Annotated in this window: 21 protein-coding genes and 1 pseudogene; 18 read left to right on the forward strand and 4 right to left on the reverse strand. The window is 69.2% G+C overall.

Annotated elements, in window-relative coordinates:
• Position 1: 1 nt before the first annotated feature.
• Positions 2-1,285: a ferredoxin:protochlorophyllide reductase (ATP-dependent) subunit N gene (locus tag HEQ16_06210; GenBank protein ID MCO4053642.1), complete on the reverse strand. Its 1,284-nt coding sequence runs from the start codon at positions 1,283-1,285 to the stop codon at positions 2-4.
• Positions 1,282-1,791 carry a 2-vinyl bacteriochlorophyllide hydratase gene (gene bchF / locus HEQ16_06215; GenBank protein MCO4053643.1) on the reverse strand — a complete coding sequence of 170 codons (510 nt, stop codon included), beginning with the start codon at positions 1,789-1,791 and terminating at the stop codon, positions 1,282-1,284. The genes HEQ16_06210 and bchF overlap by 4 nt, the downstream gene beginning before the upstream one ends.
• 306 nt (positions 1,792-2,097) lie before the next feature.
• Here bchF and HEQ16_06220 point away from each other — a divergent pair, with 306 nt between their 5' ends.
• The 12 genes from HEQ16_06220 (at position 2,098) to HEQ16_06275 (ending at position 15,501) form a co-directional block, all read left to right on the forward strand.
• On the forward strand, positions 2,098-3,075 hold the full coding sequence (locus tag HEQ16_06220) for a cobalamin B12-binding domain-containing protein (protein ID MCO4053644.1): 978 nt from the start codon (positions 2,098-2,100) through the stop codon (positions 3,073-3,075).
• 110 nt (positions 3,076-3,185) lie between these two features.
• Positions 3,186-4,589: a transcriptional regulator PpsR gene (gene ppsR / locus HEQ16_06225; GenBank protein MCO4053645.1), complete on the forward strand. Its 1,404-nt coding sequence runs from the start codon at positions 3,186-3,188 to the stop codon at positions 4,587-4,589.
• 105 nt (positions 4,590-4,694) lie between these two features.
• Positions 4,695-5,600, forward strand: coding sequence for a chlorophyll synthase ChlG (chlG, locus tag HEQ16_06230; protein MCO4053646.1), 906 nt, complete (start codon positions 4,695-4,697; stop codon positions 5,598-5,600).
• Between the two features lie 8 nt (positions 5,601-5,608).
• On the forward strand, positions 5,609-6,985 hold the full coding sequence (locus HEQ16_06235) for a BCD family MFS transporter (protein ID MCO4053647.1): 1,377 nt from the start codon (positions 5,609-5,611) through the stop codon (positions 6,983-6,985).
• Positions 6,982-8,283, forward strand: a complete 1,302-nt coding sequence (locus tag HEQ16_06240) for a geranylgeranyl diphosphate reductase (protein MCO4053648.1) — start codon at positions 6,982-6,984, stop codon at positions 8,281-8,283. Before HEQ16_06235 ends, HEQ16_06240 begins: the two co-directional genes overlap by 4 nt.
• A gap of 24 nt (positions 8,284-8,307) precedes the next feature.
• On the forward strand, positions 8,308-8,838 hold the full coding sequence (locus tag HEQ16_06245) for a tryptophan-rich sensory protein (GenBank protein ID MCO4053649.1): 531 nt from the start codon (positions 8,308-8,310) through the stop codon (positions 8,836-8,838).
• Position 8,839: 1 nt separating this feature from the next.
• Positions 8,840-9,865, forward strand: coding sequence for a magnesium chelatase ATPase subunit I (gene bchI, locus HEQ16_06250; GenBank protein ID MCO4053650.1), 1,026 nt, complete (start codon positions 8,840-8,842; stop codon positions 9,863-9,865).
• Complete coding sequence (locus HEQ16_06255) at positions 9,865-11,658, forward strand: magnesium chelatase subunit D (GenBank protein ID MCO4053651.1); 1,794 nt, start codon at positions 9,865-9,867, stop codon at positions 11,656-11,658. Before bchI ends, HEQ16_06255 begins: the two co-directional genes overlap by 1 nt.
• On the forward strand, positions 11,655-12,653 hold the full coding sequence (locus HEQ16_06260; protein ID MCO4053652.1) for an alpha/beta fold hydrolase: 999 nt from the start codon (positions 11,655-11,657) through the stop codon (positions 12,651-12,653). The genes HEQ16_06255 and HEQ16_06260 overlap by 4 nt, the downstream gene beginning before the upstream one ends.
• On the forward strand, positions 12,650-14,173 hold the full coding sequence (locus HEQ16_06265) for a phytoene desaturase (GenBank protein ID MCO4053653.1): 1,524 nt from the start codon (positions 12,650-12,652) through the stop codon (positions 14,171-14,173). Before HEQ16_06260 ends, HEQ16_06265 begins: the two co-directional genes overlap by 4 nt.
• Positions 14,154-15,254 (forward strand): phytoene/squalene synthase family protein, encoded by a 1,101-nt coding sequence (locus HEQ16_06270; protein MCO4053654.1) that lies wholly within the window; start codon positions 14,154-14,156, stop codon positions 15,252-15,254. The genes HEQ16_06265 and HEQ16_06270 overlap by 20 nt, the downstream gene beginning before the upstream one ends.
• 55 nt (positions 15,255-15,309) lie before the next feature.
• Positions 15,310-15,501, forward strand: coding sequence for a hypothetical protein (locus HEQ16_06275; GenBank protein ID MCO4053655.1), 192 nt, complete (start codon positions 15,310-15,312; stop codon positions 15,499-15,501).
• 9 nt (positions 15,502-15,510) lie between these two features.
• Here HEQ16_06275 and HEQ16_06280 read toward each other — a convergent pair.
• Together HEQ16_06280 and crtI are read right to left on the reverse strand one after the other, a co-directional pair.
• A pseudogene (locus tag HEQ16_06280) lies at positions 15,511-16,425 on the reverse strand (carotenoid 1,2-hydratase).
• Positions 16,371-17,909 carry a phytoene desaturase gene (gene crtI, locus HEQ16_06285; protein ID MCO4053656.1) on the reverse strand — a complete coding sequence of 513 codons (1,539 nt, stop codon included), beginning with the start codon at positions 17,907-17,909 and terminating at the stop codon, positions 16,371-16,373. The pseudogene HEQ16_06280 and the gene crtI overlap by 55 nt, the downstream one beginning before the upstream one ends.
• Positions 17,910-18,050: 141 nt before the next feature.
• Between crtI and HEQ16_06290 the strand changes: the two genes are divergently transcribed.
• The 6 genes from HEQ16_06290 to bchZ all read left to right on the forward strand — a co-directional run bounded on the left by HEQ16_06290 (position 18,051) and on the right by bchZ (position 25,203).
• On the forward strand, positions 18,051-18,911 hold the full coding sequence (locus HEQ16_06290; protein MCO4053657.1) for a polyprenyl synthetase family protein: 861 nt from the start codon (positions 18,051-18,053) through the stop codon (positions 18,909-18,911).
• A 27-nt stretch (positions 18,912-18,938) separates the two neighbouring features.
• The gene (locus tag HEQ16_06295) at positions 18,939-20,075 is read left to right on the forward strand and encodes a methyltransferase (protein MCO4053658.1); all 1,137 of its coding nucleotides are present in this window, start codon (positions 18,939-18,941) and stop codon (positions 20,073-20,075) included.
• Between the two features lie 80 nt (positions 20,076-20,155).
• Positions 20,156-21,091, forward strand: coding sequence for a chlorophyll synthesis pathway protein BchC (gene bchC / locus HEQ16_06300; GenBank protein ID MCO4053659.1), 936 nt, complete (start codon positions 20,156-20,158; stop codon positions 21,089-21,091).
• Positions 21,088-22,119 (forward strand): chlorophyllide a reductase iron protein subunit X, encoded by a 1,032-nt coding sequence (locus tag HEQ16_06305; protein ID MCO4053660.1) that lies wholly within the window; start codon positions 21,088-21,090, stop codon positions 22,117-22,119. Before bchC ends, HEQ16_06305 begins: the two co-directional genes overlap by 4 nt.
• Positions 22,120-22,135: 16 nt before the next feature.
• Positions 22,136-23,752, forward strand: coding sequence for a chlorophyllide a reductase subunit Y (bchY, locus tag HEQ16_06310; GenBank protein MCO4053661.1), 1,617 nt, complete (start codon positions 22,136-22,138; stop codon positions 23,750-23,752).
• On the forward strand, positions 23,752-25,203 hold the full coding sequence (gene bchZ, locus HEQ16_06315; protein MCO4053662.1) for a chlorophyllide a reductase subunit Z: 1,452 nt from the start codon (positions 23,752-23,754) through the stop codon (positions 25,201-25,203). The genes bchY and bchZ overlap by 1 nt, the downstream gene beginning before the upstream one ends.
• Positions 25,204-25,222: the final 19 nt, after the last annotated feature.

The following is a 25,222-nucleotide window of genomic DNA, read 5'->3' on the forward strand; positions in this document are numbered from 1 at the left end:
GTCACACCGCCAGCCGCGACTTGCGGTTGAAGGGCCGGGCGAAGAGCTCCGCGAGATCTCCCGCCTGCTCGAAGCCCTGGATCGGGGTGAAGACCAGTTCGATCGACCATTTTGTGTTGAGCCCAGCGGCCTCCAGCGGGTTGGCGAGGCCGAGCCCGCACACCACGAGGTCCGGCCGGGCCGCGCGGCAGCGGTCGATCTGCTGATCGACATCGGGGCCTTCGGTGATGAGCGTGCCGGAGGGCAGCAGCGCCATGTCATGGGCCAGATGCTGGCGGTGCAGATAGGGCACGCCAACCTCGATCAGACTCATCCCCGCCTCGTTGGCGAGGAAGCGCGCCAGCGGCGCCTCAAGCTGCGAATCGGGAAAGAAGAAGATGCTCTTGCCCCCCAGAATCTCCGCCTGGCGCGCCACGGCATGGACCGCGCGCGCCTTCGGGGCGGAGATGGCAGCGTCGAAGCGCGCCTGATCGACGCCAAAGGCCGCGGCTGCCGCCGCAAGCCAGGCGCTCGTGCCTTCCACTCCCAGCGGGAAGGGCGCGGCGAGCCGCTCGGCCCCGCGGCCCTCGATCAGACGCGCCGTCTCTGCGAGGAAGGGCTGGGCCAGCAGGAAGCGGGTTCCCGGCCCGATGGATGGCATCTCGGTGGAACGACGCGGCGGGAAGAACGCGACGCGCTCGATGCCCATCTGCGCGAACAGGCGGCGGAACTGGTCCTCGACCACATCCGCGAGCGCGCCGACGACCAGAAGCGAGGCATCCTCGCCGGCCGGCGAGGCAGGCAGGCCGGGGACCATCGCCGCGAGCGCGGCATCCTCTCCCTGGGTGAAGGTCGTCTCGATGCCGCTGCCCGAATAGCTCAGCACCCGGCAGTCCGGGTTGAAGCGCTTGTCCAGCCGCTGCGCCGCGCGGCCGAGATCGAGCTTGATCACCTCGGATGGGCAGGACCCGACGAGGAAGAGCAGGCGAATGTCCGGGCGGCGCGCCAGAAGCTGGTCCACCACGCGGTCCAGTTCCTCATGGGCGTCCGCGATGCCCGCGAGATCACGCTCCTCGATGATGGCGGTGGCGAAGCGCGGCTCGGCGAAGATCATCACCCCGGCCGCCGACTGGATCAGGTGAGCGCAGGTGCGCGAGCCGACGACGAGGAAGAAGGCGTCCTGGATCTTGCGATGCATCCAGATGATGCCGGTCAGGCCGCAGAACACGGCATGCTGCCCGCGATGCCGCTCGACGACGGGCGCCGAGCAGCCTGCGGCCGGCGCTATGGGCGCGTGTACGGTCACGGCGAAGCCTCCGCCATGCCGGTCCGGCTGGCGGCGGCGCCGAGACGGGCGGCCCTGAGCTTCAGCACGAACTGCGCGGCGTTGACGACATAGGTGGCGTAGGCGGCGAGGGCGAGCCACATCTGGCCGGCCGGGCTCAGCCACGTGCCGAAAAGGCTGGCGAGATAGGCCGTGTGCAGCGCGATCACGACCATGCTCACCGCATCCTCCCAGAAGAAGGCGGGCGCGAACAGATACTTGCCGTAGACGTCGTGCTCCCAGAGCGATCCGGTGACCATGATGGTGTAAAGCACCAGTGTCTTGACAACGACCGAGGCGGTGGCCGCCGCGAAGCCCTCGCCGGTGGCGAGGTAGCGCAGCACGAGCCCGAGGCTGACGAGGAACACGACGAACTGGAGCGGCGCGAGGATGCCCTGGACCAGCGTCCAGCGGGACGCATCGCGCCGGCGGCGCTCCTCGGCGGTGTAGAGCGGCAGCGCGCGCGATGGGCGATGGCGGCCGTTCATTCGACGCTTCCTCCCATGTTCTGCGAAGCTCCCACTGGTCCCGCTGGCGGGCTGGATCCGGCTGTGCGCCCGTCCCCAAATCTGTTGTAAATTCCGATGAACGTCAAGTTGACTTTACATTTTTGCCGGCCTTAGACTACCTACGTAGTCGTCCGGGGGGACCGTGGAGGGGGCCTGTGTTAATCCTTGAACAGATGGTTGCCGTGAGCGTGGGTCCTGTCACCCGAGCGCTTCTGTCACCTGCCACAGCGTGCCCGCCATCGTGCCGGGCGGGCGTCGATGACAGGGAACAGCAAGGAGTTGGCCATGTCTGACTCGACCTATTCCAGCCACACCGAAGGCGTGACGGCTCAGCATGATTCCCATGCGGAGAGCGGCCACCGCGGCGGTTGCTCCTTGCCGGACGGCTCATCGGGCAGCGCCTGCGGCATGTCCCGGTTCGAGCAGGACATCCTTTCCTTGCTCTCCCGCGTCGTGAAGCGAGACATCGTTCCGAACCTGATCACCGCCAACCGCGTGATCGGGCAGGACGCGGAATCGCCCGCCGCCCAGGCATGGCATGATGGCGGCTTCAACGCCGAACGCGGGGAGCGCGACATTCATTTCACCAGCGCCAGCATCCGCATGGTCGATGTGGCGCGCTTCGTGCGCCTGCTGCGCAGCGCAGGGATCGATGCCGCGCCCGCGCTGGTCGAGGTGCTGCTGGCGCGCGGCATCGCGCGCAATGACATCTATCTCGATCTGCTCGGCCCTGCCGCCCGGATGATTGGCGACATGTGGCAGGATGATGAGTGCAGCTTTGCTGATGTCACGATGGTGGTGGGCCGCCTGCACAACATCCTCAACTCGCTGCGCGGGGAGCGCGTTGTCACGCAGTCGAGCCCGAACAGCCCCACGATCCTTCTCTCTCCCGCCCCGGGCGAACAGCACAGCTTCGGGATCGCGGTGGTGGATGCCGTTTTCCAGGACGCCGGCTGGCAGACCAGCCTGTCCTACACCAACGATGCCGACGACCTGATCGATCAGGTTTCCCGTCGCCGCTTCGATGCGGTCGGCCTGTCGCTGAGCAATGATTCGCTGTCCGACGTGCTGCGCGCCTCGATCATGCGGCTGCGCGCGGCCTCCGCCAATCCGGATCTGGTCGTTCTGGTCGGTGGTCCCGCCTTCGAGGCTGCGCCAGCGCTGTCTGCCTATGCCGGCGCCGATGCGATGGTAGGCAAGGGCGTCGCGGCCGCCGCGCGGGCGCGGGAACTGTTGCCTCGACATCTGGCTTTATCTGTATAAGTACATAAATCACGTCGCGACGTGATAACTGCCACCGAGCGTCTGGCCGCCACTGTATCTCCGCACGAATGCCCCGCCGCGTTCTGCGCGCTGTTCCGAGGGCTCATAGTGTGAAGAAGCTCGACCATCCGTCCAATGCGGTGGTCCACATCGACCCCGCGGTCGCTGCGCGGATCGTCATGGCCAGCGCCGACGTCGCTGTCATCATGGATCAGGCCGGGATCGTCAGGGATGTCCTGCTGGCAGCCGAGGCGCGCCTTCCTTCCGAGTTCGGCGCCTGGCTCGGACGGCCCTGGCTGGAGACCGTGTCGCTGGACAGCAAGCCCAAGGCCCAGCAATTGCTGGCCGACGCCGCAGCGGGCCTGCCCGGCAGGCTGCGCGAGATCAATCATATCGTTGCCGCCGGCGCCGCCACCGTTCCGATCCGCTATTCGGCGATGAAGCTGGACGATGCCGGCCAGATACTGGCTGTGGGCCGTGACCTGCGCGCGCTCGCCGGGCTCCAGCAGCAGCTCGTTCAGTTCCAGCAGTCGATGGAGCGCGAATATGGTCGCCTGCGCGCGGCCGATACGCGCTACCGCGTGCTGTTCCAGCTCACGGGCGAGCCGATCCTGATTGCCGATTCCAGCGGGCGGCGCATCACCGAGGCCAATCCGGCCGCGATCGCGCTGATCGGCCTGCCGCCGGGCCGCATCACCGGACGCGTATTGCCCAGCCTCTTCGCCGACAAGGGTGGCGACGCCCTGCAGGACATGCTCACCGTGGCCAGCAATGGCGGCCGCGGCGCTGCCTATGGCCTGACGCTTGCCGAGAACGGCGCGCGGGTCGCGGCGCAGGCCTCCCTGTTCCGGCAGGATGGCGCGGCCTGTTTCCTTATCCGTCTCACGGGCCCCTCCGATCGCGAGCGCGGCGACGGGCCGGCGACGACAGCCATCGAAGCCCTCATCGACCGTCTGCCCGACGCCTTCGTCGTCACCGATGCCGCCGGCGCGCTCCAGCGCGTCAACGGCGCCTTCCTCGACATGGCCGGCCTCGCGACGGCTGGCGCAGCCGTCGGCCAGAACCTCGATCAATGGCTCGGCCGCGCCGGGGTGGACTTCAACGTCCTGAAGGCCTCGATGCGCGAGGGCGGCGTGGTCCGCAATTTCAGCACCGTGCTGCGCAGCGCCTATGGCGCGGTCGACACGGTCGAGATTTCAGCCGTGGGCGGCATCGGCGACGCCGCCGACCATCTTGGCTTCATCATCAGGCCGGCCGGCCGCTCCGGTTCGGAGCCTGGGCCGTCCGCCCTGCCGCGCTCCGCCGAGGAGTTCAAGCAGCTGGTCGGCCGCGTGCCGCTCAAGGAGCTGGTGCGCGAGACCAGCGACATCATCGAGAAGCTCTGCATCGAGGCGGCCCTCGAAATGACCGGCAACAACCGCGCCTCCGCCGCCGATATGCTCGGCCTGAGCCGCCAGGGTCTCTACGCCAAGCTCCACCGCTTCGGCATCGGGGATCTCTCCGGGCAGGATTGAGCCGCACCGACGGTTCAATCGTTTCGCAGGCGCTGCGCGACAACCCTGCCGTATAGGTGTAAACACAAATTGACGCCTGCGGGCGTCAAATGTAGCGTCGTCTTCATGTCCGACGCCCCCGCCAGTTTGCCGGTGAACGCACGCGCCCTGCCCAGCCCCGCAGCGGTGCTGGAGCTGTTCAAGCCCATCACCTGGTTTGCGCCGATGTGGGCCTTCGGCTGCGGCGTTGTGTCCTCCGGCTTGCCGGTTGCGGAGCGCTGGTTCGCCATCGTTCTGGGCGTGCTGCTCGCCGGGCCTCTGGTCTGCGCGACCTCGCAGGCCGTGAACGATTGGTTCGACCGGCACGTGGACGCCATCAACGAGCCCGGCCGGCCGATTCCCTCCGGGCGCATTCCTGGCCGCTGGGGCCTGTGGATCGCGATCTTCTGGACGGCGGTGTCCCTGCTCGTCGCGGCGGCGCTCGGCCCCTGGGTCTTCTGGGCCGCCGTCCTCGGCCTTGCGCTCGCCTGGGCCTATAGCGCGCCGCCCTTGCGCCTCAAGCTGAATGGCTGGTGGGGCAATGCCGCCGTCGGCTTTTCCTATGAGGGCCTGCCCTGGTTCACCGGCGCCGCGGTCATGGCGGCCGCCGCGCCCGACTGGCGCATCACCCTCATCGCCGCCATCTATGCCGTCGGCGCGCATGGCATCATGACGCTCAATGACTTCAAGGCTGTGGAAGGTGACCGGGCGCTGGGCGTGCGCTCCTTGCCCGTGCAACTGGGCGAGGCGCAAGCTGCTCGGCTGGCCTGCTGGGTCATGGCGCTGCCGCAGGTTCTGGTGGTGATCCTGCTCGGGGGCTTCGACCGCCCCTGGCACGCGGCGCTGGTTGCGGGCCTGCTGGCGGCGCAGCTCGCCCTGATGCCGCGCCTGCTCTCAGATCCGCGCCGCTATGCCGCCTGGTACAATGCCACGGGCACCACGCTTTACGTGCTGGGCATGCTCGCCGCCGCCTTCGCCCTGCGTTCGTCATGAGGTCGCCCATGCGTTCCGCCTCGTCCCGGCCTGACCTGAGCTGGATCGGCATCGTGCGCCTTGGCCTGGTCCAGACCGCGCTGGGCGCCATCATCGTGCTCACCACCTCCACGCTCAACCGCGTCATGGTGGTGGAGCTGGCCCTGCCGGCGATTCTGCCCGGCCTGCTGGTCGGGCTGCACTATGCGTTGCAGGTGCTGCGCCCGCGCTGGGGCTTCGGTGCCGACAAGGGCCAGCGCGCCACGCCCTGGATCGTCGGGGGAATGGGCATGCTGGCGGGCGGCGGCTTCGTCGCCTCCCTCGCCACGGCGCTCATGAGCGTCAACCTTGCCGCGGGCATCGCGCTGGCCCTGGTCGGTTTCGTGCTGATCGGCATCGGCGTCGGCGCATCGGGCACCTCGCTGCTGGTGCTGCTCGCCAAGCGCGTGGCGCCCGAGCGCCGCGCTCCGGCTGCCACGCTGGTCTGGCTGATGATGATCTTCGGCTTTGCCGCCACGGCTGGCCTCGCAGGCCATTTCCTCGATCCGTTCTCGACAAGCCGCATGATCACCGTCGCAGCGATCCTGTGCAGCCTCGCCTTCCTCGTCTCCGTGCTGGCCGTGGCCGGCGTCGAGGGCCCGGCTGCGGCGCAGACGCAGTCCGAGGCGGAGCAGGAGATGCCCTTCCGCGCGGCCATCGCCGAGGTTTGGGCCGAGCCGCGCGCGCGCCTGTTCGCGCTCTTCATCATCATCTCGATGCTGGCCTATAGCGGGCAGGACCTGATCCTCGAGCCTTTCGCGGGCATCGTCTTCGGCTTCACGCCAGGCGGGTCGACCAAGCTCTCGGGCGTGCAACATGGCGGCGTCCTGGTTGGCATGATCTTCGTCGCATTGGCGGCTGGCCCTCTGGCGAAGGGCCGGCTCGGCTCTCTCGGCTTCTGGACCATTGCCGGCTGCGTGCTGTCCGCCATCGTGCTGCTCGCGCTGGTCATCGCCTCCAATGTCGGCCCCGCCTGGCCGCTGCGCGCCAATGTCTTTGCCCTGGGCGTCGCCAACGGCATCTATGCCGCCGCGGCCATCGGCTCGATGATGCTGCTGGCCGGCTCCGGGCGGCGCGGGCGGGAGGGCACGCGCATGGGCCTTTGGGGCGCCGGCCAGGCGCTGGCCATGGGCGCGGGCGGCCTCATCGGCGCAGGCGCGGTCGATGTGGCGCGCTGGCTCAGCGGCTCGCCCTTCATGGCCTATGCCGCCGTCTTCACGGGCGAGGCCGTCCTGTTCCTCATTGCAGCGCTCATCGCCGCCCGCGTTGCCGCGCTCGGGGCCGCCGCGCCCCAGCCGGCCGCAACCACAGTCGCCGGACCCCGTCACAGCATCGCCATCCAGGCCAACAGGGAGCCTTCCCGATGACCGTTCCGCACTTCGCCCGAGGCGATGCCCGCAAGGCTGATGCCCATGAAACCTATGACGTGGTCGTGGTCGGCGGCGGCCCCGCCGGCGCCACCGCGGCGGCTGATCTTGCCGCCCGTGGCCACAGCGTGCTGCTGCTCGACAAGGCCGGCCGCATCAAGCCGTGCGGCGGCGCCATCCCGCCACGGCTGATCCGGGATTTCCGCATTCCGGACGAGCTGCTCTGCGCCCGCATCAGCTCGGCCCGCATGATCCCGCCCTCGGGCCGCTTCGTGGACATGCCCATCGATTCGGGCGGCTATGTCGGCATGGTCAATCGCGAGAGCTTCGACGAGTGGCTGCGCGAACGCGCCGCCAGCCTCGGCGCGGAGCGTCGCCGCGGCTCCTTCGAAAGCCTGTCGCGCGATGACGATGGCGTCGCGGTCGTTCACTACACCCTCCGCGCCCAGGCTGAGGACCCATCCGGCGAGGATGGCTGCAGCGAGGGCGAGGCCAAAGGCGACGCGAAGACGGGCCGGACCGTGGCAGCCGCCATCCGCGCCCGGATCGTCATCGGCGCCGATGGCGCGCTCTCGGGCGTGGCCCGGGCCGCCATCCCCGGCGCTGACCGCATCCCCTTCGTCTTCGCCTATCACGAGATCGTCCGCGCGCCGGCCGGCGCCAGCGATGCCTACGACCCGGCCCGCTGCGATGTGCATTATGACGGCCGCTTCTCGCCGGATTTCTATTCCTGGGTCTTCCCCCATGGCGATACGATGAGCATCGGCACCGGCAGCGCCAACAAGGGCTTCTCCCTGCGCGGCTCGGTGGCCGAGCTGCGCAGCCATCTGGGGCTCGACACCGCGCAGACCATCCGCAAGGAAGGCGCGCCGATACCGCTCAAGCCCCTCAAGCGCTGGGACAATGGCCGGGATGTGATCGTTGTGGGCGATGCCGCCGGCGTCGTCGCGCCTTCCTCGGGCGAGGGCATCTACTATGCCATGGCCTGCGCGCGTTTTGCCGCCGATGCCGTTCATGCCGCGCTTAGCACGGGCGATGCGCGGGCGCTTGCCGGAGCGCGCAAGGCCTTCATGAAGGCCCATGGCCGCGTCTTCTGGATCCTCGGGATCATGCAGTGGGTCTGGTATCGCAACGACCGCCTGCGCGAGCGCTTCGTGGCGATCTGCAAGGACAAGGATGTCCAGCGCCTGACCTGGGAAAGCTACATGAACAAGGAACTGGTCCGGAAGGACCCGATGGCGCATGTGCGCATCTTCTTCAAGGATCTGGGCCACCTCATCGGGCTGGCCCGCACATGATCCGGAAACTCAAGAGCGCGCGCGATGAGTGATTATGTCGGCTCCAACTGGCCGGTCATTCTGGTGGCCGCAATGGCCGCCTTCGCGGTCGCGGCCGTGGGCGGCATGCTCACGGAGATCGGGGCCTGGTATCACTCGCTGCGCTTTCCTGCCTGGAAGCCGCCCAACTGGGCTTTCGGCCCGGTCTGGACCGTCATCTTCACGCTCTGCGTCGCCGCTGCCGTGATGGCCTGGGTCGGGGCGGAGAGCCGTGCCGCCCGCGCCGGGCTGGTCGCCCTGTTCGCGGTGAATGCGGGGCTCAACATCCTGTGGAACGTGCTGTTCTTCCGCTGGCGGCGTCCCGATTGGGCGCTGATCGAGACCGGAGCGCTGTGGCTCTCGATCCTGGCCTTGATCCTCTATGTCTGGCCGATCTCGCCGACGGCCAGCCTCCTGCTGGCGCCCTACATTCTCTGGGTCAGCATCGCCTGGGCTCTCAACCTGGCCATCGTCCGGCTCAACCCGCCCTTCGGGGCGGCCGGCCCCGCGCAGCCTTCCGACATCAGGAGCACCTGACATGGCGCGCCCCTTCCCCTTCCCCTTCACCGCCATCGTCGGACAGGACGAGATGAAGCGCGCGCTGCTGGTGGCGGCCGTGGACCCCACCATCGGCGGCGTGCTGATCTTCGGGGATCGCGGCACCGGCAAATCCACCGCCGTGCGCGCGCTGGCCCAGCTCCTGCCGCCGATGAAGGCGGTCGAGGGCTGCCCCTATCACTGCGACCCCGCCCGCACGGCCGGCCTCTGCCCCCATTGCAGCGGGCGCGACTGCGCGAGGCGGGAGACCTGCACCATGGCTGTGCCCGTGGTGGACCTGCCGCTTGGCGCCACCGAGGACCGGGTGGTCGGCGCGCTCGACATCGAGCGTGCGCTCGCCCATGGCGAGAAGGCGTTCGAGCCCGGCCTGCTGGCGCGCGCCCACCGCGGCTTTCTCTACATCGATGAGGTCAACCTGCTCGAGGATCACCTCGTGGACCTGCTGCTCGACGTGGCGGCCTCAGGAGAGAACCTCGTCGAGCGCGAGGGCCTGAGCGTGCGCCATCCGGCGCGCTTCGTGCTGATCGGCTCGGGCAACCCGGAGGAAGGGGAGCTGCGTCCCCAGCTGCTTGACAGGTTCGGCCTCTCTGTCGATGTCCGCACGCCCACCGACATCGCCATGCGCGTCGAGGCGGTGAAGCGCCGCGATGCCTTCGACCGCGATCCGGACGCCTTCGCCGAGGCCTTCGCCGCCGATGAGGAGCGCCTGCGCCGCAAGATCACCGCCGCCAGGAAGCTGGCGCCCACCGTTGATGTCGAGGATGACACGCGCCGCCGCGTGGCGGAGCTGTGCGTGGCGCTCGGCACGGACGGGCTGCGCGGCGAGCTGACGCTTCTGCGCGCCGCGCGCGCCGTGGCCGCGCTCGACAAGGCCAGGACCGCGACCATGGCCCATGTGAAGTCCATCGCCATGCCGGCCCTGCGCCATCGGCTGCGCCGCAATCCGCTCGACGAGGTCGGCTCCGGCGTCCGCATCGAGCGCGCCCTTGCCGAGGTGCTTGGCTGATGCCCGCGCCTGCGTCCCGTCCCGTGACATTGTGGGAGGACGCGCTCGCGGCCGCCGATCTGGCGGCCGTCGATCCCAATCTTGGCGGGGTCCTCGTCCGCGCGGAACCGGGTCCTGTTCGGGATGCCTGGCTTCAGCGCTTCCGCGCCGCCCATGGCGCCGGCCCGGTGCTGCGCGCCCCTGCCGATGTGGGCGATGCTGAACTGCTGGGCGGGCTCGATCTTGCCGCCACGCTCGCCACTGGCCGCAGCGTGGCGCAGCGCGGGCTTCTCGCGCGCGCCCATCGCGGCGCTCTGATCCTCACCATGGCGGAGCGGCTGCGCGCCGCCGCCGCCGCCGGGATCGCCGCCGCGCTCGATGCCCGCATGGTCGCCGCCGAGCGCGATGGCCTCACCATAAGGGCCGAGGCGCGTCTGGGCGTCGCCGCGCTGGATGAGGGTCTGGCGGAGGATGAGCGCCCGCCCGCCGCGCTCCTGGAGCGCTTGGCGTTCCATGTCGATCTGCGTGCCCTCAGCCATCGCGACCTGTCTGCGGCGCCGACCGAAAACGGTGATGTCGCGGCCTCGGTTCAGGCGGCGCAGGCAAGGCTGCCGCGGATCATGGCCGCTGATCGGCTCGTTGAGGCGCTGTGCGCCGCCTGCGCAGCGCTGGGCGTCGGTTCTGTCCGCGTGCCGATCCTTGCGCTCAAGGCCGCCTGCGCTGCCGCCGCGCTCGCGGGGCGCGATGAGGTGGCCGACGAGGACGCAGCGCTGGCCGCGCGTCTGGTCATTGCGCCGCGCGCGCTGCATCTGCCGCCCGAGGCTGAGCAGGAGGATCAGGCTGCCGAGCCGCCTCCGCCCGAGCCTCCGCCCGAGACGCCCCCCGATTCCCCCGATGACGACAAGGGCGAGGTCCGGGCCCTCGATGACACCGTGCTGGAGGCCGCGCTGGCCGCCTTGCCGCCGGGGCTTCTGGCGCGGCTTCAGGCCGGAGCGCAGCGCCTGCGCGCAGGCCAGACCGGCAAGGTCGGCGAGGCGCAGGCCACGATCCGGCGCGGCCGCCCTATTGGCGCCCGGCGCGGCGATCCGCGCTCCGGCGTGCGGCTGGCTCTGCTCGACACGTTGCGCGCCGCAGCGCCCTGGCAGAGGCTGCGCAAGCGCGGGCTCGACCCCAAGCTCCAGCGCCCGCCGGTGGAGATCCGGCGCGAGGACTTCCGCATCCGCCGCTTCCGCGACCGGAAGCAGACCACCACCATCTTCGTGGTGGACGCCTCGGGCTCCACCGCGCTTGAGCGGCTGGGCGAGGCCAAGGGTGCGGTCGAACTGTTGCTGGCCGATTGCTATGTCCGGCGCGACGAGGTGGCGCTGATCGCCTTCCGCGGCACGGGCGCGGACATTCTCCTGCCGCCCACCCGCTCGCTGCACCGCGCCAAGAAGGAACTGGCGGCCATGCCCGGCGGCGGCGGCACGCCGCTTGCGGCCGGGCTGATGGCGGCGGGGCTCATGGCCGACGAGGTGCGGCGCAAGGGGCGCACGCCGACGCTGGTGCTGATCACGGACGGCCGGGCCAATGTCACGCGCGAGGGCGTCGGCGGTCGTGCCAAGGCGCAGGATGAAGCCGCGAGCGCCGCCAAGGCGATCAGGGCGCAGGGCCACCGCAGCCTTCTGGTCGACAATTCCCCGCGCCCCGAGCCCCGCGCCGGCAAGCTCGCCGATGAGATGGGCGCGCTGTATCTGCCGCTGCCGCGCGCCAGCTCCGACATGATCTCGCGGGCGGTGCGCGCCAGCGGCGCCCCGGCCCCGGTGCCGCGATGAGCCGCCGCCTGGACTGGGACGTCGAGGGGGCTCACTGGCCCCACCGCGATGCAAGCCGCTTCGTCGCGGCGGGCGGGCTGCGCTGGCATGTGCAGGTGCTCGGCGATCTCGAATCGGCGCGCCCGGTGGCGTTGCTGCTGCACGGCACGGGCGCCAGCACCCATTCCTGGCGGGATGTCGCCCCCGCTCTGGCAAGGCGCTTCACAGTGGTGGCTCCGGACCTGCCGGGCCATGGCTTCTCGGGTGACGCGAGCTTCAACCAGCTGTCTCTGCCAGGCATGGCGCGGGCGCTGTCAGCGCTCATCAAGGCGCTGGGCGTCGAGCCGGCGCTGGGTGTTGGTCATTCGGCCGGCGCCGCGCTCCTGCTGCGCATGGCTCTGGACGGACTGATAGCGCCGCGCCTGATCGTCTCGGTGAATGGCGCCCTGCAACCGTTCGCCGGCCTTGCGGGGCAGGTCTTCGCGCCGATCGCACGGATGCTCGCGCTCTGGCCGGCGGTGCCCAGCCTCTTCGCCTGGCGCGCGAGCGATCCCCATGTGGTAGGCGATCTGCTCAGGCGGACGGGCTCGCGCATCGATGCCGATGGCGCGGCGACATATGGCATTCTGGCGCGCAACCCGGCGCATGTCGGCGCGGCGCTGGGCATGATGGCCAACTGGGACCTGCCCGGCCTCAAACGTGACCTCGCCCGTGTCGACACGCCCGTGCTGCTCATCGTCGGCGCCATGGATGCCATGGTCCCGCCCGATGATGCCGTCACCTCGCAGCGCGAGATCGGCGGCAGCCGCCATCTGCGCCTCAAGGGCCTCGGCCACCTCGCCCATGAGGAAGCGCCGGAGCTTGTCGTGCGGCTCATCGAGGATGCATTCGAAGGGCGCGCCCTCTCGCTTGCGCCGGCGGAGGGCCGCGAAATCACCGCCGCCGGGCCGGCCCTCGCCGGGCGCCGCAGCGCCGCATCCGGCTTCGCCACACCCCACAGGGACAATCCTTCATGACCGCACCCGTCCGCCATCCCCTGCCCACGAGCCAGCCCAAGCCGCGCGCCATCGTCATCGGCGCGGGCTTCGGTGGGCTCGCGGCCGCGGCGCGGCTCTGCGCGCGGGGCTATCAGGTCACGGTGCTGGAGAAGCTCGAACAGCCGGGCGGGCGCGCTCGCCTGTTCCGGCAGGATGGCTTCGCCTTCGATTCCGGCCCCACCATCATCACCGCGCCCTTCATCTTCGAGGAGCTCTGGAGCTTCTGCGGAGGCCGGCTGGCCGATGATGTCACGCTGGTGCCGATGGAGCCCTTCTACCGCCTGATCTTCGACGATGGCTCCACCTTCGATGCCTCCTCCGACCCCGCAGCCATGCGGCGCGAGATCGCGCGCCTCTCGCCGGGCGATGTCGCGGGCTATGAGCGCTTCTTCGAGCGCAGCAAGCTGCTCTACAAGGTCGGCTTCGAGGAGATGGGCACGGTGCCCTATTCCTCGCTGATGGATCTCATCCGCTCGGTCCCGGACATCGTGCGGCTGGAGGGTTACCGCTCGATCCACGCGCTGGTGGCCTCCTACGTCAAGGATGAGCGCATCCGTATCGCGCTGTCCTTCCATCCGCTGTTCATCGGCGGCAATCCCTTCAGCGCCAGCGCCATATACGGGCTCATCGCCTTTCTCGAGCGCACCCATGGCGTGCACTACGCCATGGGCGGCACGCACACCGTGGCGCAGGGCATGGTCAAGCTGATCGAGCGTCAGGGCGGCCGGATCACGTATCGGGCCCCGGTGGCCGAGATCACGCTGGATGGGCGACGCGCCACCGGCGTGAGGCTGGAATCGGGCGAGAGGCTGGAGGCCGAGATCGTCGTCTCCAACGCCGACAGCGCCTGGACCTACCGCAAGCTCCTGCCCTCCCATGCGCGCCGCAAGTGGACCGACGCGAAGCTCGATCGCTCGCGCTATTCGATGAGCCTGTTCGTCTGGTATTTTGGCACCAAACGCCGCTACGACGCCGTGCCTCACCACACGATCGTGCTCGGGCCACGCTACAAGGCCCTGCTCGACGACATCTTTGGCGCCAAGAGGCTGGCCGACGATTTCAGCCTTTACCTGCACCGCCCCACCGCCACGGACCCCTCGATGGCGCCGGAAGGCTGCGACGGCTTCTATGTGCTCTCGCCAGTGCCCAACCTGGCCGGCGGCGCGGACTGGAGCCAATTGGCCGAGCCCTATCGCCGGGCCATCGCCAAGCGCCTCTCGGAGACGCTGCTGCCCGGACTGGAGGACGAGATCGTGACCTCGCGGATCATGACGCCAGATGATTTCCGCGACGAGCTGAACGCAATCCACGGCGCCGCCTTCGGGCTTGAGCCGATCCTGCTGCAAAGCGCCTATTTCCGCCCCCACAACATGTCCGAGGACATCGAGAACCTGTTCCTTGTCGGAGCCGGGACCCATCCGGGCGCCGGCCTGCCTGGCGTCGTCACCTCCGCCCGCATCCTCGATCAGGTCGTGCCCCATGTTTCCCGCTTCGCCTGACCGGGCGCACGCCGCCGATATCGAGGCCTGCCGCGAGTTGCTGCGCCTCGGCTCGAAATCCTTCCACGCGGCGTCCCTGCTGCTGCCGCGCTCGGTGCGCGATCCGGCCACTGCGCTCTATGCCTTCTGCCGCGTGGCCGATGACGCGGTGGATGAATCCGCCGCGCCGGGCCCCGCGCTGATCCGCCTCCATGCCCGGCTCGACCGCATCTATGCTGGCCTGCCCGAGGATCACCCGGTGGACAGGGCCGCCAGCGTCACCGTGGCGCGCTTCGCCCTGCCGCGCGCGGTCATGGACGCGCTGCTGGAAGGCTTCGCCTGGGATGCTGAAGGCCGGCGCTATGAGGATCTCTCTTCCGTGATGGACTATTCGGCGCGGGTCGCGGCCACGGTCGGCGTGCTCATGACCGTGCTCATGGGCGCGCGGGCGCCGCGAACCCTGGCGCGCGCCTGCGATCTGGGCGTCGCCATGCAACTCACCAACATCGCCCGCGATGTCGGCGAGGATGCGCGCAATGGCCGGCTCTATCTCCCGCGCGACTGGATGCGGGAGGAGGGGCTCGATCCCGAAGCCTGGCTGGCGCGCCCGGTCTTCGATGCGCGGCTCGGCCGCGTCGTCCGACGGCTGCTGGGCGTGGCGGACGGGCTTTACAATCGCTCCTGCGCCGGCATCCGCGACCTGCCGCCCGATTGCCGCGCCGCGATCCATGCGGCCCGCCTCGTCTATGCCGAGATCGGCCGGCTGGTCGCCTCCGGCGGCTATGATTCGGTCTCCGGCCGTGCGGTCGTTTCACGCTCGCGCAAGCTGGCCCTGGTGGCCCGTGCCTGCTGCCCGGGCTGGCTGCTGCGCCACCACTCGCAGGATCCGGCGCTGGCCGAGGTGCAGTTCCTCATCGATGCGGTGGTGCGCGAGCCGCGCCTGGCGGTGCCCCGTGCGGTCGAGGGTGGTCAGCTCCTGCGGCCTTTTCGCGGATTTACGCGCCGCACCATCGGCGTCATAGAGCTTTTCGAGCGCGTGAAGCGCCGCGAGACCGAAGGCCGGCGCGGTGCGCCCGCGTTTCGGGGGCTGGCGCAGCACTGAAGCCCCGGACCATGCCGCCCGCGCCGGGCGGCCGCAAGCAAGGCAGGAGCGCGCGTTGGAAATCGGAACCTTGATGCTCATCGAGTTCTCGGCCTTTTTCGGCGGCCTCCTCGCCTTCGGCTTTCATCAGCTCTGGTCCCTGAAGAAGCTCGATCGCCTTGACCGCGAGAAGCGGGCGGCGGCAGGCGAGGGCGCCGATGTCGATCTCTCGCCACCGCCCATGCCGGGCTGGATGACGCGCCGCTGAAGCGAGCGCTCAGCTGCGGCGCGGCATCCGGAACGGCAGCAAGAACTCCACCCAGCGCCGCCGCAGCCGGTCAAGATCAAGGCTCTCATGCATCAGCGTGACGGCCTCCCCGCCAATGCGGCTCTTCACGATCGAGCGGGTGTAGAAGGGCGTGTCCTCAAGCGTCAGCGCCACCTGGGGCCGTGCGCCAGCGTCGCAGCGCGCATTACGGCCGATCAGCCAGTTGGCGCGCCTGAGCGCCACAGGCTCCGGCGCCTCGATGGGCTCCAGCCTGTCGCCGCGGGCGATGAGGCTCAGGTCAAGGCGCGTCCCGTCCCGCCTGAGCACATCATAATGGATCACGGAACCGGCGCTGGTGTCGCCCCGCGCCCAGTCCCAAGACGTGAAATCCTCCGCGAGGGGGCGCGATCCGGCATTGGTGTCGAGATAGCCTCGTCCCTGCCAGCGCTGCCCGGGCGCCTGCATGGCCACGCTGACGCGCGCGGACGGCGCGATGGGCCGCCACAAATGCCGACCTGCGGCGTCGAGCGCGAAGCTCTGCCCCAGCACGGCCTCCGGCGTCAGCACGATCTCGCCCGCGATGCGGCCCATGAACGGCATGGTGCGCTCGTTGACCGCGATGTGCAGCGATTGTCCATCCCAACGCAGGCTGGAAGGCCCTAGGCTGAAGCGGTCCGCGTCGCGCTGCAGCACGGCGCCCGTGCGCTCCGTCATCGCCCAGTGGTGGCCGCCCTTGCCGTAAAGCGCCACGTTGACCGCACAGTGCTGCTCGGGATCGGCCGCCCCGCGGCGCAGGGCGCGCGCGTAATAGGGCGAGAACACGCTGCCCACGAAGGCGATGACCACAAGCCCGTATTGCCCGTCATCGCTCAGCGCGTCGACATACCACCAGCGATAGCCGCCCGGGGCGACGGCCGCATCGAAGCCTGGTCCGCCAGCACGCTCTGCGCCGCCAGCCGCCCCGAGAGCGCCGCCATCGGCACGCCCGGACCCGGATGAACGCTCCCTCCCGCGAGATAGAGCCCCGGTATCTTCGTCCGCGCGCCGGGCCTCAGGAAGGAGGCCTGCCAGCCATGGCTCGCCTGTCCGTAAAGCCCCCCGCCCGTTGCCGGGAACAGGGCGTTGAAGCCCGTCGGCGTCGTTGTGGCGAAGGGCCCCTGATGCAGCGTCAAGCCGCATCTCGCCATCAGCCGCGCTGCCCTGTCTTCGCATCGCGCGATCTCCGTCTGGTTGTAGGCGTGGCTGTCGCCGTTGGCCGGCGCGTTGATGAGGCACAGCAGCCGCTCCGGGCCTGGCTGCGCAAGGCCGCCATCGTCGCGGTCCTGCGCGCAGATGTAGACGGTCGGCTCGTCGGGAACCGCGCCGGCGCGCAACTGGTTGAACTCGGCGCGGGTGTCGGTGCTGAAGAAGACATTGTGCCGGATCAGCGGGAACCCGCTTGTCCCGGCATGCCGGCAGCTGACGATGGCCGACAGTGAGCGCCGCTCCCGCCTTGCGGCCGGCACGCCCCCTGCCGCCGCCTCTCCGAGCAGACCCGAACCGAGCGCGGCATAATCTCCATTGAAGATCGCCACATCCGCCCGCACCACTTCGCCGCCGGCCAGCTCCACACCGTCCACCCCGCCCGGGCCGGTGCGGATGCGCACGGCATCCACGCCGAACCGGAAGGCCGCGCCCTTCACAACGGCAAGATCATGGATGGCGCGGGCCAGCGCATGCATGCCCCCCTCCACGCTCCACACGCCCGATTGCTCGGCATGGGCCACCAGCATCAGCGTGGCCGGCGCGAGGAAGGGCGACGAGCCGCAATAGGTGGCGTAGCGCCCGAAGAGCTGGCGCAGGCGCGGATCGGTGAAAGAGCGGCACAGCGCATCCCACATCGTCTCGAACGGCCTGAGCCGGAACATGTCGAAGGGGTTGCGCAGGCCATCGCGCATCATGTTCGCGGTGAGGCCGAGCATGCCGGGCTTTGGCGCCTGCATGAAGCTGCGGTCCAGCATGGTGTAGATCGTGCGCGTCTCGGCCGCGAAGGCGCGGAAGCGCTGAGCCTCCGCCGCCCCGGCGAAGACGCCGATCGCGTCGGCGGAGGGCTCGATTGCAGCATGAAGGTCAAGGCGCGGGGAGTCCGGCCACGCATGGCGCGCCAGAAGAGCCAGGGGCGACAAGGTGACATGCGCGTCAAGGCTCGCGCCCGCGCTGTCGAACAGCCCCTCGAAGACATGGCGCATGGTGAACACGGTGGGGCCCGCATCCATGGCCGCGCCGCCCGGCGCGAGCTGGCGCATCTTGCCGCCCGGCGCTGTGGCCCGTTCCAGCACGGTGACATCGAGGCCCCGCGCGGCAAGGTCCAGCGCGGCGGCAAGACCACCCATGCCCGCCCCGATGATGACGACCCGCCGATCCTGCATGGTCTGCTTTACCGCATTCGCGCCGTCGCGGGCAGACCGGAATGCCCCCAATTGACAGTCCGACTCCCTGTGTCCATTCTGTCTAACATTGCATCTGTCAACTTCAATTGACAAATGTGCGCCGCACAGGAGACCGTGGCCATGATGACGCGGATCGAGCAGGCCATGCAGGCTGCATTGGCCATCACCCAGACCTCCTGCCCTCCCAAGCTGGCGGCGGCGCTGCAATATGCCGTCTTTCCCGGCGGTCACAGGCTAAGGCCTCGCCTCGCCATCACCGTCGCCCGCGCCTGCGGCGATTCCGATCCCGCTGCTGCTGATGCGGCCGCCTGCGCCATCGAGTTCCTGCACTGCGCCTCGCTGGTTCATGACGATCTGCCCTGCTTCGACGATGCCGACATGCGGCGCGGCAAGCCTTCCGTGCACAAGGCGTTTGGCGAGCCTCTCGCGGTGCTGACCGGCGATGCGCTGATCGTGCTGGCCTTCGAGACGCTGGCGCGTGAAGCGGCGACCCATCCCGTGCGGCTGGCCGGCCTGGTCGGCATCGTCGCCAAGGCGGTGGGCGCGCCCCATGGCATCTGCGCCGGGCAGGCCTGGGAAAGCGAGCCGATGATCCCGCTTGCCGAATATCACCGCGCCAAGACCTCGTCGCTTTTCGCGGCGGCGACGTCGGGCGGCGCCCTTGCGGCCGGGCATGATCCCATGGACTGGCGCACGCTCGGCGAGCGTCTGGGCTGCGCCTATCAGGTGGCGGACGACATCCGCGACGCCGCCGACACGGCCGACGGCATGGGCAAGCCCGCCGGCCAGGATGCCGCGCGCGGGCGCCCCAATGCCGTTACGGAACTGGGCATGGACGGTGCCATACGCTGGCTCGACCGCCTCATCGCCGAGGCGGTGGAGGCGATCCCGGCCTGCCCGGGACAGACCGGCCTCAAGGCAGCGATCGAGCGCGAGGCTACCCGCTTCCTGCCGCCGGAGCTGTCGATCAGGGCCGCTTGAGGAGGCAGCATGGGCACTGTGCCGGCAATGCCGCTCTCCGCATGGGCCCGTCTGGTCGATGCCGCCTATGCCGCGCGTGACCGGCTGCTCGCCAGCCAGCGCTTCCAGATACTCGCCGCGCGTTTTCCATTGACGCGGCGCATTTCGGCGCGCAAGGCCCGGGCCTGCTTCGATCTGTGCGCTGGCTTCGTCTACTCGCAGGTGCTCTTCACCTGCGTGAAGCTCGACCTGTTCGAATTGCTGGCCCGCCGCCCCCTTGATGCCGAGGGAGTGGCCCGGCAGACGAGTCTCAGCCCGGCCATGTCCGAGCGCCTGCTGCGGGCCGCCGCCTCGCTTGATCTGCTCCAGCTCCGGTCAGGCGGCCGCTACGGCCTTGGCCAGCTTGGCGCTGCCATGCGCGGCAACCCCGGCGTGAAGGCCATGATCGAGCATCACGCGATGTTCTACGCCGACATGGCCGACCCGCTGGCGCTGCTGCGGGGAGAGGCCGACACCACGCAGCTCGCGCGCTACTGGCCCTATGCTGACGGCGCCGATCCGGCCGCGCTCGGCGCCGAGGCCGTGGCGCCCTACACCGACCTCATGGCCACCTCGCAGCAATTCGTCGCCGAGGATGTGCTCGATGCCTACGACATCGCGCGCCACCGGCGCCTGATGGATGTCGGCGGCGGCGACGGCTCCTTCCTGCGCTCGGCCGCGCGCCGTGCGCCGGCCCTTGCGCTCACCCTGTTCGATCTTCCCGCCGTGGTGGAGACAGCGCGCCCGCGCTTCGCCGCTGCGGGCCTGGGCGACCGGGTCACCCTTGCGGGCGGCTCCTTCACGGCGGATGCGCTGCCCGGCGGCGCTGACCTCATCACGCTGGTGCGCATCGCCCATGACCATGGCGACGAGACCGTCCGACATCTTCTGGTGGCGATCCATGCAGCGCTCGAGCCGGGCGGTTCGCTCCTGATCGCCGAGCCCATGGCGGGCGATGCCGGGTCCGCGCCCATGGCGGACGCTTATTTCGGGTTTTACCTCCTGGCGATGGGCAAGGGCAGGGCCCGCACGCCCGCCGAGATCCTGGCCCTTCTGGCCGGCGCCGGCTTCGTCGAGGCCCGCCAGATCGCCATGCCGCGTCCGTTATTGTCCGGACTGATCCATGCCCGTAAAGCGTCCATATAAGTGTCAGCACAAATTGACAGCTGAGGCCGTCTCGGTATCATGACATCAGGCCATTGGCCTGCACGAAGGGATCGGGTGTCGTGAAGAGCACCTACGCCATCATTCTCAAGGAGCCGCGCCACCTGGTCCTCGATCAGGTCGGGCTCGTGGACATGACGGATCAGGACGTGCTGGTCGAGGTCCTGTGGTCCGGCATCAGCACCGGCACGGAGCGCCTCCTGTGGAGCGGGCGCATGCCCCATTTCCCGGGCCTTCAGTATCCGCTGGTTCCAGGATATGAGACCGTTGGCATCGTGCGCGAAGCGGGTTCCGCTTCGGGCCGCGCGGCGGGCGAGCATGTCTTCGTTCCGGGCTCCCGCGGCTTTCGCGGCGTGAGCGGCCTGTTCGGCGGCGCGGCCCACCATCTTGTCGCCGCCGGCGCCAAGGTCCTGCCCATCGATGCGCGGCTCGGCGAGAATGGCGTGCTGCTGGCGCTGGCCGCGACCGCGCACCATGCGCTGGCCGGCGGCGCTGTGCCTGATCTCATCATCGGCCATGGCGTCCTGGGCCGGCTTCTCGCCCGGCTCGCCGTGGCGGCTGGCGGCAGCCCCACCGTGTGGGAGACCAATCCGCTCCGGCGCTCCGGCGGTGACGGCTATGGGGTCATCGATCCGGCGGCCGACGCCCGCTGCGACTATGCCACGATCTGCGACGTCAGCGGCGACGGCGCCTTGCTGGACACGCTGATCGCAAGGCTGGCGCGCGGCGGTGAGATCATTCTCGCGGGCTTTTATGAAACGCCGTTGAGCTTCGCCTTTCCGCCCGCCTTCATGCGCGAGGCCAGGCTTCGCATCGCCGCCGAATTCACGCCTGCCGACCTCGCCGCCGTGATCGCGCTCGCCGCGAGCGGCGCTCTCTCGCTTGAGGGGCTCGTCAGCCACCGCGCTGCGGTGTCCGACGCATCCCGTGCCTACGAAACCGCCTTCGCCGACCCGGCGTGCATCAAGATGATTCTCGACTGGAGAACCTGCCCATGAGCGTGACCACAACCCTGACGCCGCCCTCCACCAGCCATGCGCGCGAGGCCGCCCTGGCAGCTCACGGCGCAGTCGCCGCGCCAGCGCCCGGCCCGGACCTTGCCGAGGACGCCGTCCACGAGACCAGGACCCAGATCATCGCGATCTATGGCAAGGGCGGCATCGGCAAATCCTTCACCCTCGCCAATCTCAGCTACATGATGGCGCAACAGGGCAAGCGCGTGCTGCTGATCGGCTGCGATCCGAAATCGGACACGACCTCGCTCCTCTTCGGCGGCAAGGCCTGCCCCACCATCATCGAGACCTCGGCGCGCAAGAAGGCCGCCGGCGAGGAAGTCCGCATCGAGGATGTCTGCTTCAAGCGCGACGGCGTCTTCGCCATGGAGCTGGGCGGTCCCGAGGTCGGGCGCGGCTGCGGCGGGCGCGGCATCATCCATGGCTTCGAACTGCTCGAGAAGCTCGGCTTCCATGAATGGGGCTTTGACTACGTGCTGCTCGACTTCCTCGGCGACGTGGTCTGCGGCGGCTTTGGCCTGCCGATCGCGCGGGACATGTGCCAGAAGGTCATCGTGGTCGGCTCGAACGACCTGCAATCGCTCTACGTCGCGAACAATGTCTGCTCGGCGGTGGAGTATTTCCGCAAGCTCGGCGGCAATGTCGGCGTGGCCGGCATGGTCATCAACAAGGATGACGGAACGGGCGAGGCTGCTGCCTTCGCCGAAAGCGTCGGCATCCCGATTCTCGCGTCCATCCCCGCTGATGAGGACATCCGCAGGAAGAGCGCCAATTACCAGATCATCGGCCGCCCCGGCGACCGCTGGGGCCCGATGTTCGAGGAGCTGGCGCGCAATGTGGGTGAATCCAGGCCCATGCGGCCCGCACCGCTGAGCCAGGACGGGCTGCTGGGACTGTTCTCTGCCGACACCACGGGTCGCGACTACGTGCTTCAGCCGGCTTCGCTGGCCGACATGTGCGGCGGCGTCATCGCCGAGAAGCCCACCCTCGAAGTCATTTACGACGAAGCCTGAACGGAGCGCGGCTGCCATGGTCACGCTGATCGACAACCTGAACAAGACGCCGCCGCGATCTGCTGCAACCGCGCCCGTGGCCACGCCCGAGCCGGTCAAGGCTGCGCCCTCGCAAGCCGAGATCGCCGCCGCGACCAGGGCCGTGGCCACCTCCGAGGCGCTCGGCTCCGGCTGCCATGCCGGCCGCGCCGAGATGCGCAAGGCTGCCATCGCCGCCGGGGCCAGCGACACGCTGGCGCGCTATGCCGCCGATTATCCGCAGGGCCCGCACGATCAGCCGCAGAGCATGTGCCCAGCCTTCGGGAGCTTGCGCGTCGGCCTGCGCATGCGCCGCACCGCGACCGTGCTCTCGGGCTCGGCGTGCTGCGTCTATGGCCTGACCTTCACCTCGCATTTCTACGGCGCACGCCGCACGGTGGGCTACGTGCCCTTCAATTCGGAGACGCTGGTCACCGGCAAGCTGTTCGAGGACATCCGCGAGGCCGTGCACCTGCTCGCCGACCCGCACCAGTATGACACCATCGTGGTGATCAACCTTTGCGTGCCGACGGCCTCCGGCGTCCCCTTGCGCCTTCTGCCCGACACCATCGACGGCGTGCGCGTCATCGGCATCGACGTGCCGGGCTTCGGCGTGCCGACCCATGCCGAGGCCAAGGACGTGCTGGCTGGCGCCATGCTCAACTTCGCCCGCAAGGAGGCCGAGTCCGGCCCTGTCGCGGCCCCGCGCGGCGGACGCAACGACAAGCGTACGGTCACCCTGCTTGGCGAGATGTTCCCGGCCGATCCTGTCGGCATCGGAATGATGCTCGGCGCGCTCGGCCTCGCCGCCGGCCCTGTGGTTCCCACGCGCGAATGGCGTGAGCTTTACGCCGCGCTCGATTGCGCCGCAGTCGCGGCCATCCACCCGTTCTACACCGCCTCGATCCGCGAGTTCGAGGCCGCCGGTCGGCCCATCGTGGGCTCCGCGCCCGTGGGCCATGACGGCACCGCCGCCTGGCTGGACGCCATCGGCGAGGCGGCTCAGGTGTCCAGGGCCATGGTTCAGGCCGCCAAGGACCAGATGCTGCCGATGATCCGCGCCGCGCTCGCGGCAAGGCCGATCACGGGCAAGATCACGGTTTCCGGCTATGAAGGCTCCGAGCTGCTCGTGGCGCGTCTGCTGATCGAGAGCGGCGCCCATGTTCCGTATGTTGGCACGGCCTGCCCGCGCACCCCCTGGTCCGACCCCGACCGCGAGTGGCTTGAGGCCCGCAACGTCCACATCCAGTTCCGGGCTTCGCTCGAAAACGACCTCGCGGCGGTGGAATATCACATGCCTGATCTCGCCATCGGCACGACGCCCGTGGTCCAGCATGCCAAGGCAATGGGGATGCCTTCGCTCTATTTCACCAATCTGATCTCAGCTCGGCCGCTGATGGGCGTCGCCGGCGCGGGCTCGCTTGCCCAGGTGGTCAACGCCGCCATGGTCAACAAGGCCCGCATGGACGTGATGAAGGACTTCTTCGAAGGCGTGGGCGAGGGCCATGCGGCCGGGATCTGGTCCGACATGCCGCGCGACAGGCCGGAGTTCCGCAAGAAACAGCTGGCGAAGCTTGGCAAGACCGACATGGGCATGGCGGGGGAGATCGTCTGATGCTGGTGCTCGATCACGACAGGGCAGGGGGCTACTGGGGCGCGGTCTACGTGTTCTGCGCCATCAAGGGCCTTCAGGTCATCATAGACGGACCCGTGGGCTGCGAGAACCTGCCGGTCACATCCGTGCTGCACTACACCGATGCGCTGCCTCCTCATGAGCTGCCGATCGTGGTCACGGGTCTGGGCGAGGAAGAGCTTGGCCAGCATGGCACCGAAGGCGCCATGAAGCGCGCGCACAAGACGCTTGATCCGGGGCTCCCCTCCGTGGTCGTCACCGGCTCGATCTCCGAGATGATCGGCGGCGGCGTCACGCCCGAAGGCACCAACATCCTGCGCTTCCTGCCGCGCACCATCGACGAGGACCAGTGGCAATGCGCCAACCGGGCCATGGCCTGGCTTTGGAAGCAGTTCGGCCCGAAGAAGACGCCGGCGCTGAAGCCCCGCAAGGAGGGCGCCAGGCCCAGGGTCAACATCATCGGGCCCAGCTACGGCGTGTTCAACATGCCCTCCGACGTGGCCGAGATCCGGCGTCTGGTCGAGGGCATCGGCGCCGAGATCAATCTGTGCTTCCCGCTCGGCACGCATCTGGCGGACATCGGCCGGCTGGGCGACGCCGAGGTCAATATCTGCATGTACCGCGAATATGGGCGGCTGCTGTGCGAGGCGCTCGACCGGCCTTACCTGCAGGCGCCGATCGGCCTGCATTCCACCACCAGGTTCCTGCGCAAGCTGGGCGAACTCACGGGCCTTGATCCCGAGCCCTTCATCGCTCGTGAAAAGCACACCACCATCAAGCCGCTGTGGGATCTGTGGCGCTCGGTGACGCAGGACTTCTTCGCCACCGCCTCCTTCGCCATCGTCGCGAACGAAACCTACACGCGCGGCATCAGGCAGTTCCTCGAGGACGAGATGGGCCTGCCCTGCACCTTCGCCGTGCCGCGCAAGGCCGGCGAAAAGACCCTGAACGATCAGGTGCGCGATCTCGTCAAGACCAAGACGCCGCTGATTCTCTTCGGCAGCTACAATGAGCGCATGTATCTCGCCGAGTGCGGGGGGCGCGCCATCTACATCCCCGCATCCTTCCCCGGCGCCATCATCAGGCGGCACACCGGCACGCCATTCATGGGCTATGCCGGCGCCACCTACCTTGTCCAGGAGGTCTGCAACGCCCTGTTCGACGCGCTCTTCAACATCCTCCCCCTCGCGACCGCAATGGACGCGATAGACGCCACCCCATCGCGCCTGCACGAGGAGCTGCCATGGAGCGAGAAGGCCAGGTCCATGCTTGATCGCGTGGTCGAGGAGCACCCCGTCCTGGTGCGCATCTCCGCTGCCAAGCGCCTTCGCGACGCCGCCGAGCGCGACGCGCGCGCCACGGGAGCCGGCGAGGTCACGGAGTCGTCCGTGAGCCGCGCGCAGGATGTGATCTCAGGCCGAAATCCCGGCTAAGACCTTAAAATACAATACT

Origin of the sequence: Bosea sp. (in: a-proteobacteria) (genome assembly GCA_023910605.1) — a bacterium.
Classification (GTDB): domain Bacteria; phylum Pseudomonadota; class Alphaproteobacteria; order Rhizobiales; family Beijerinckiaceae; genus Allobosea.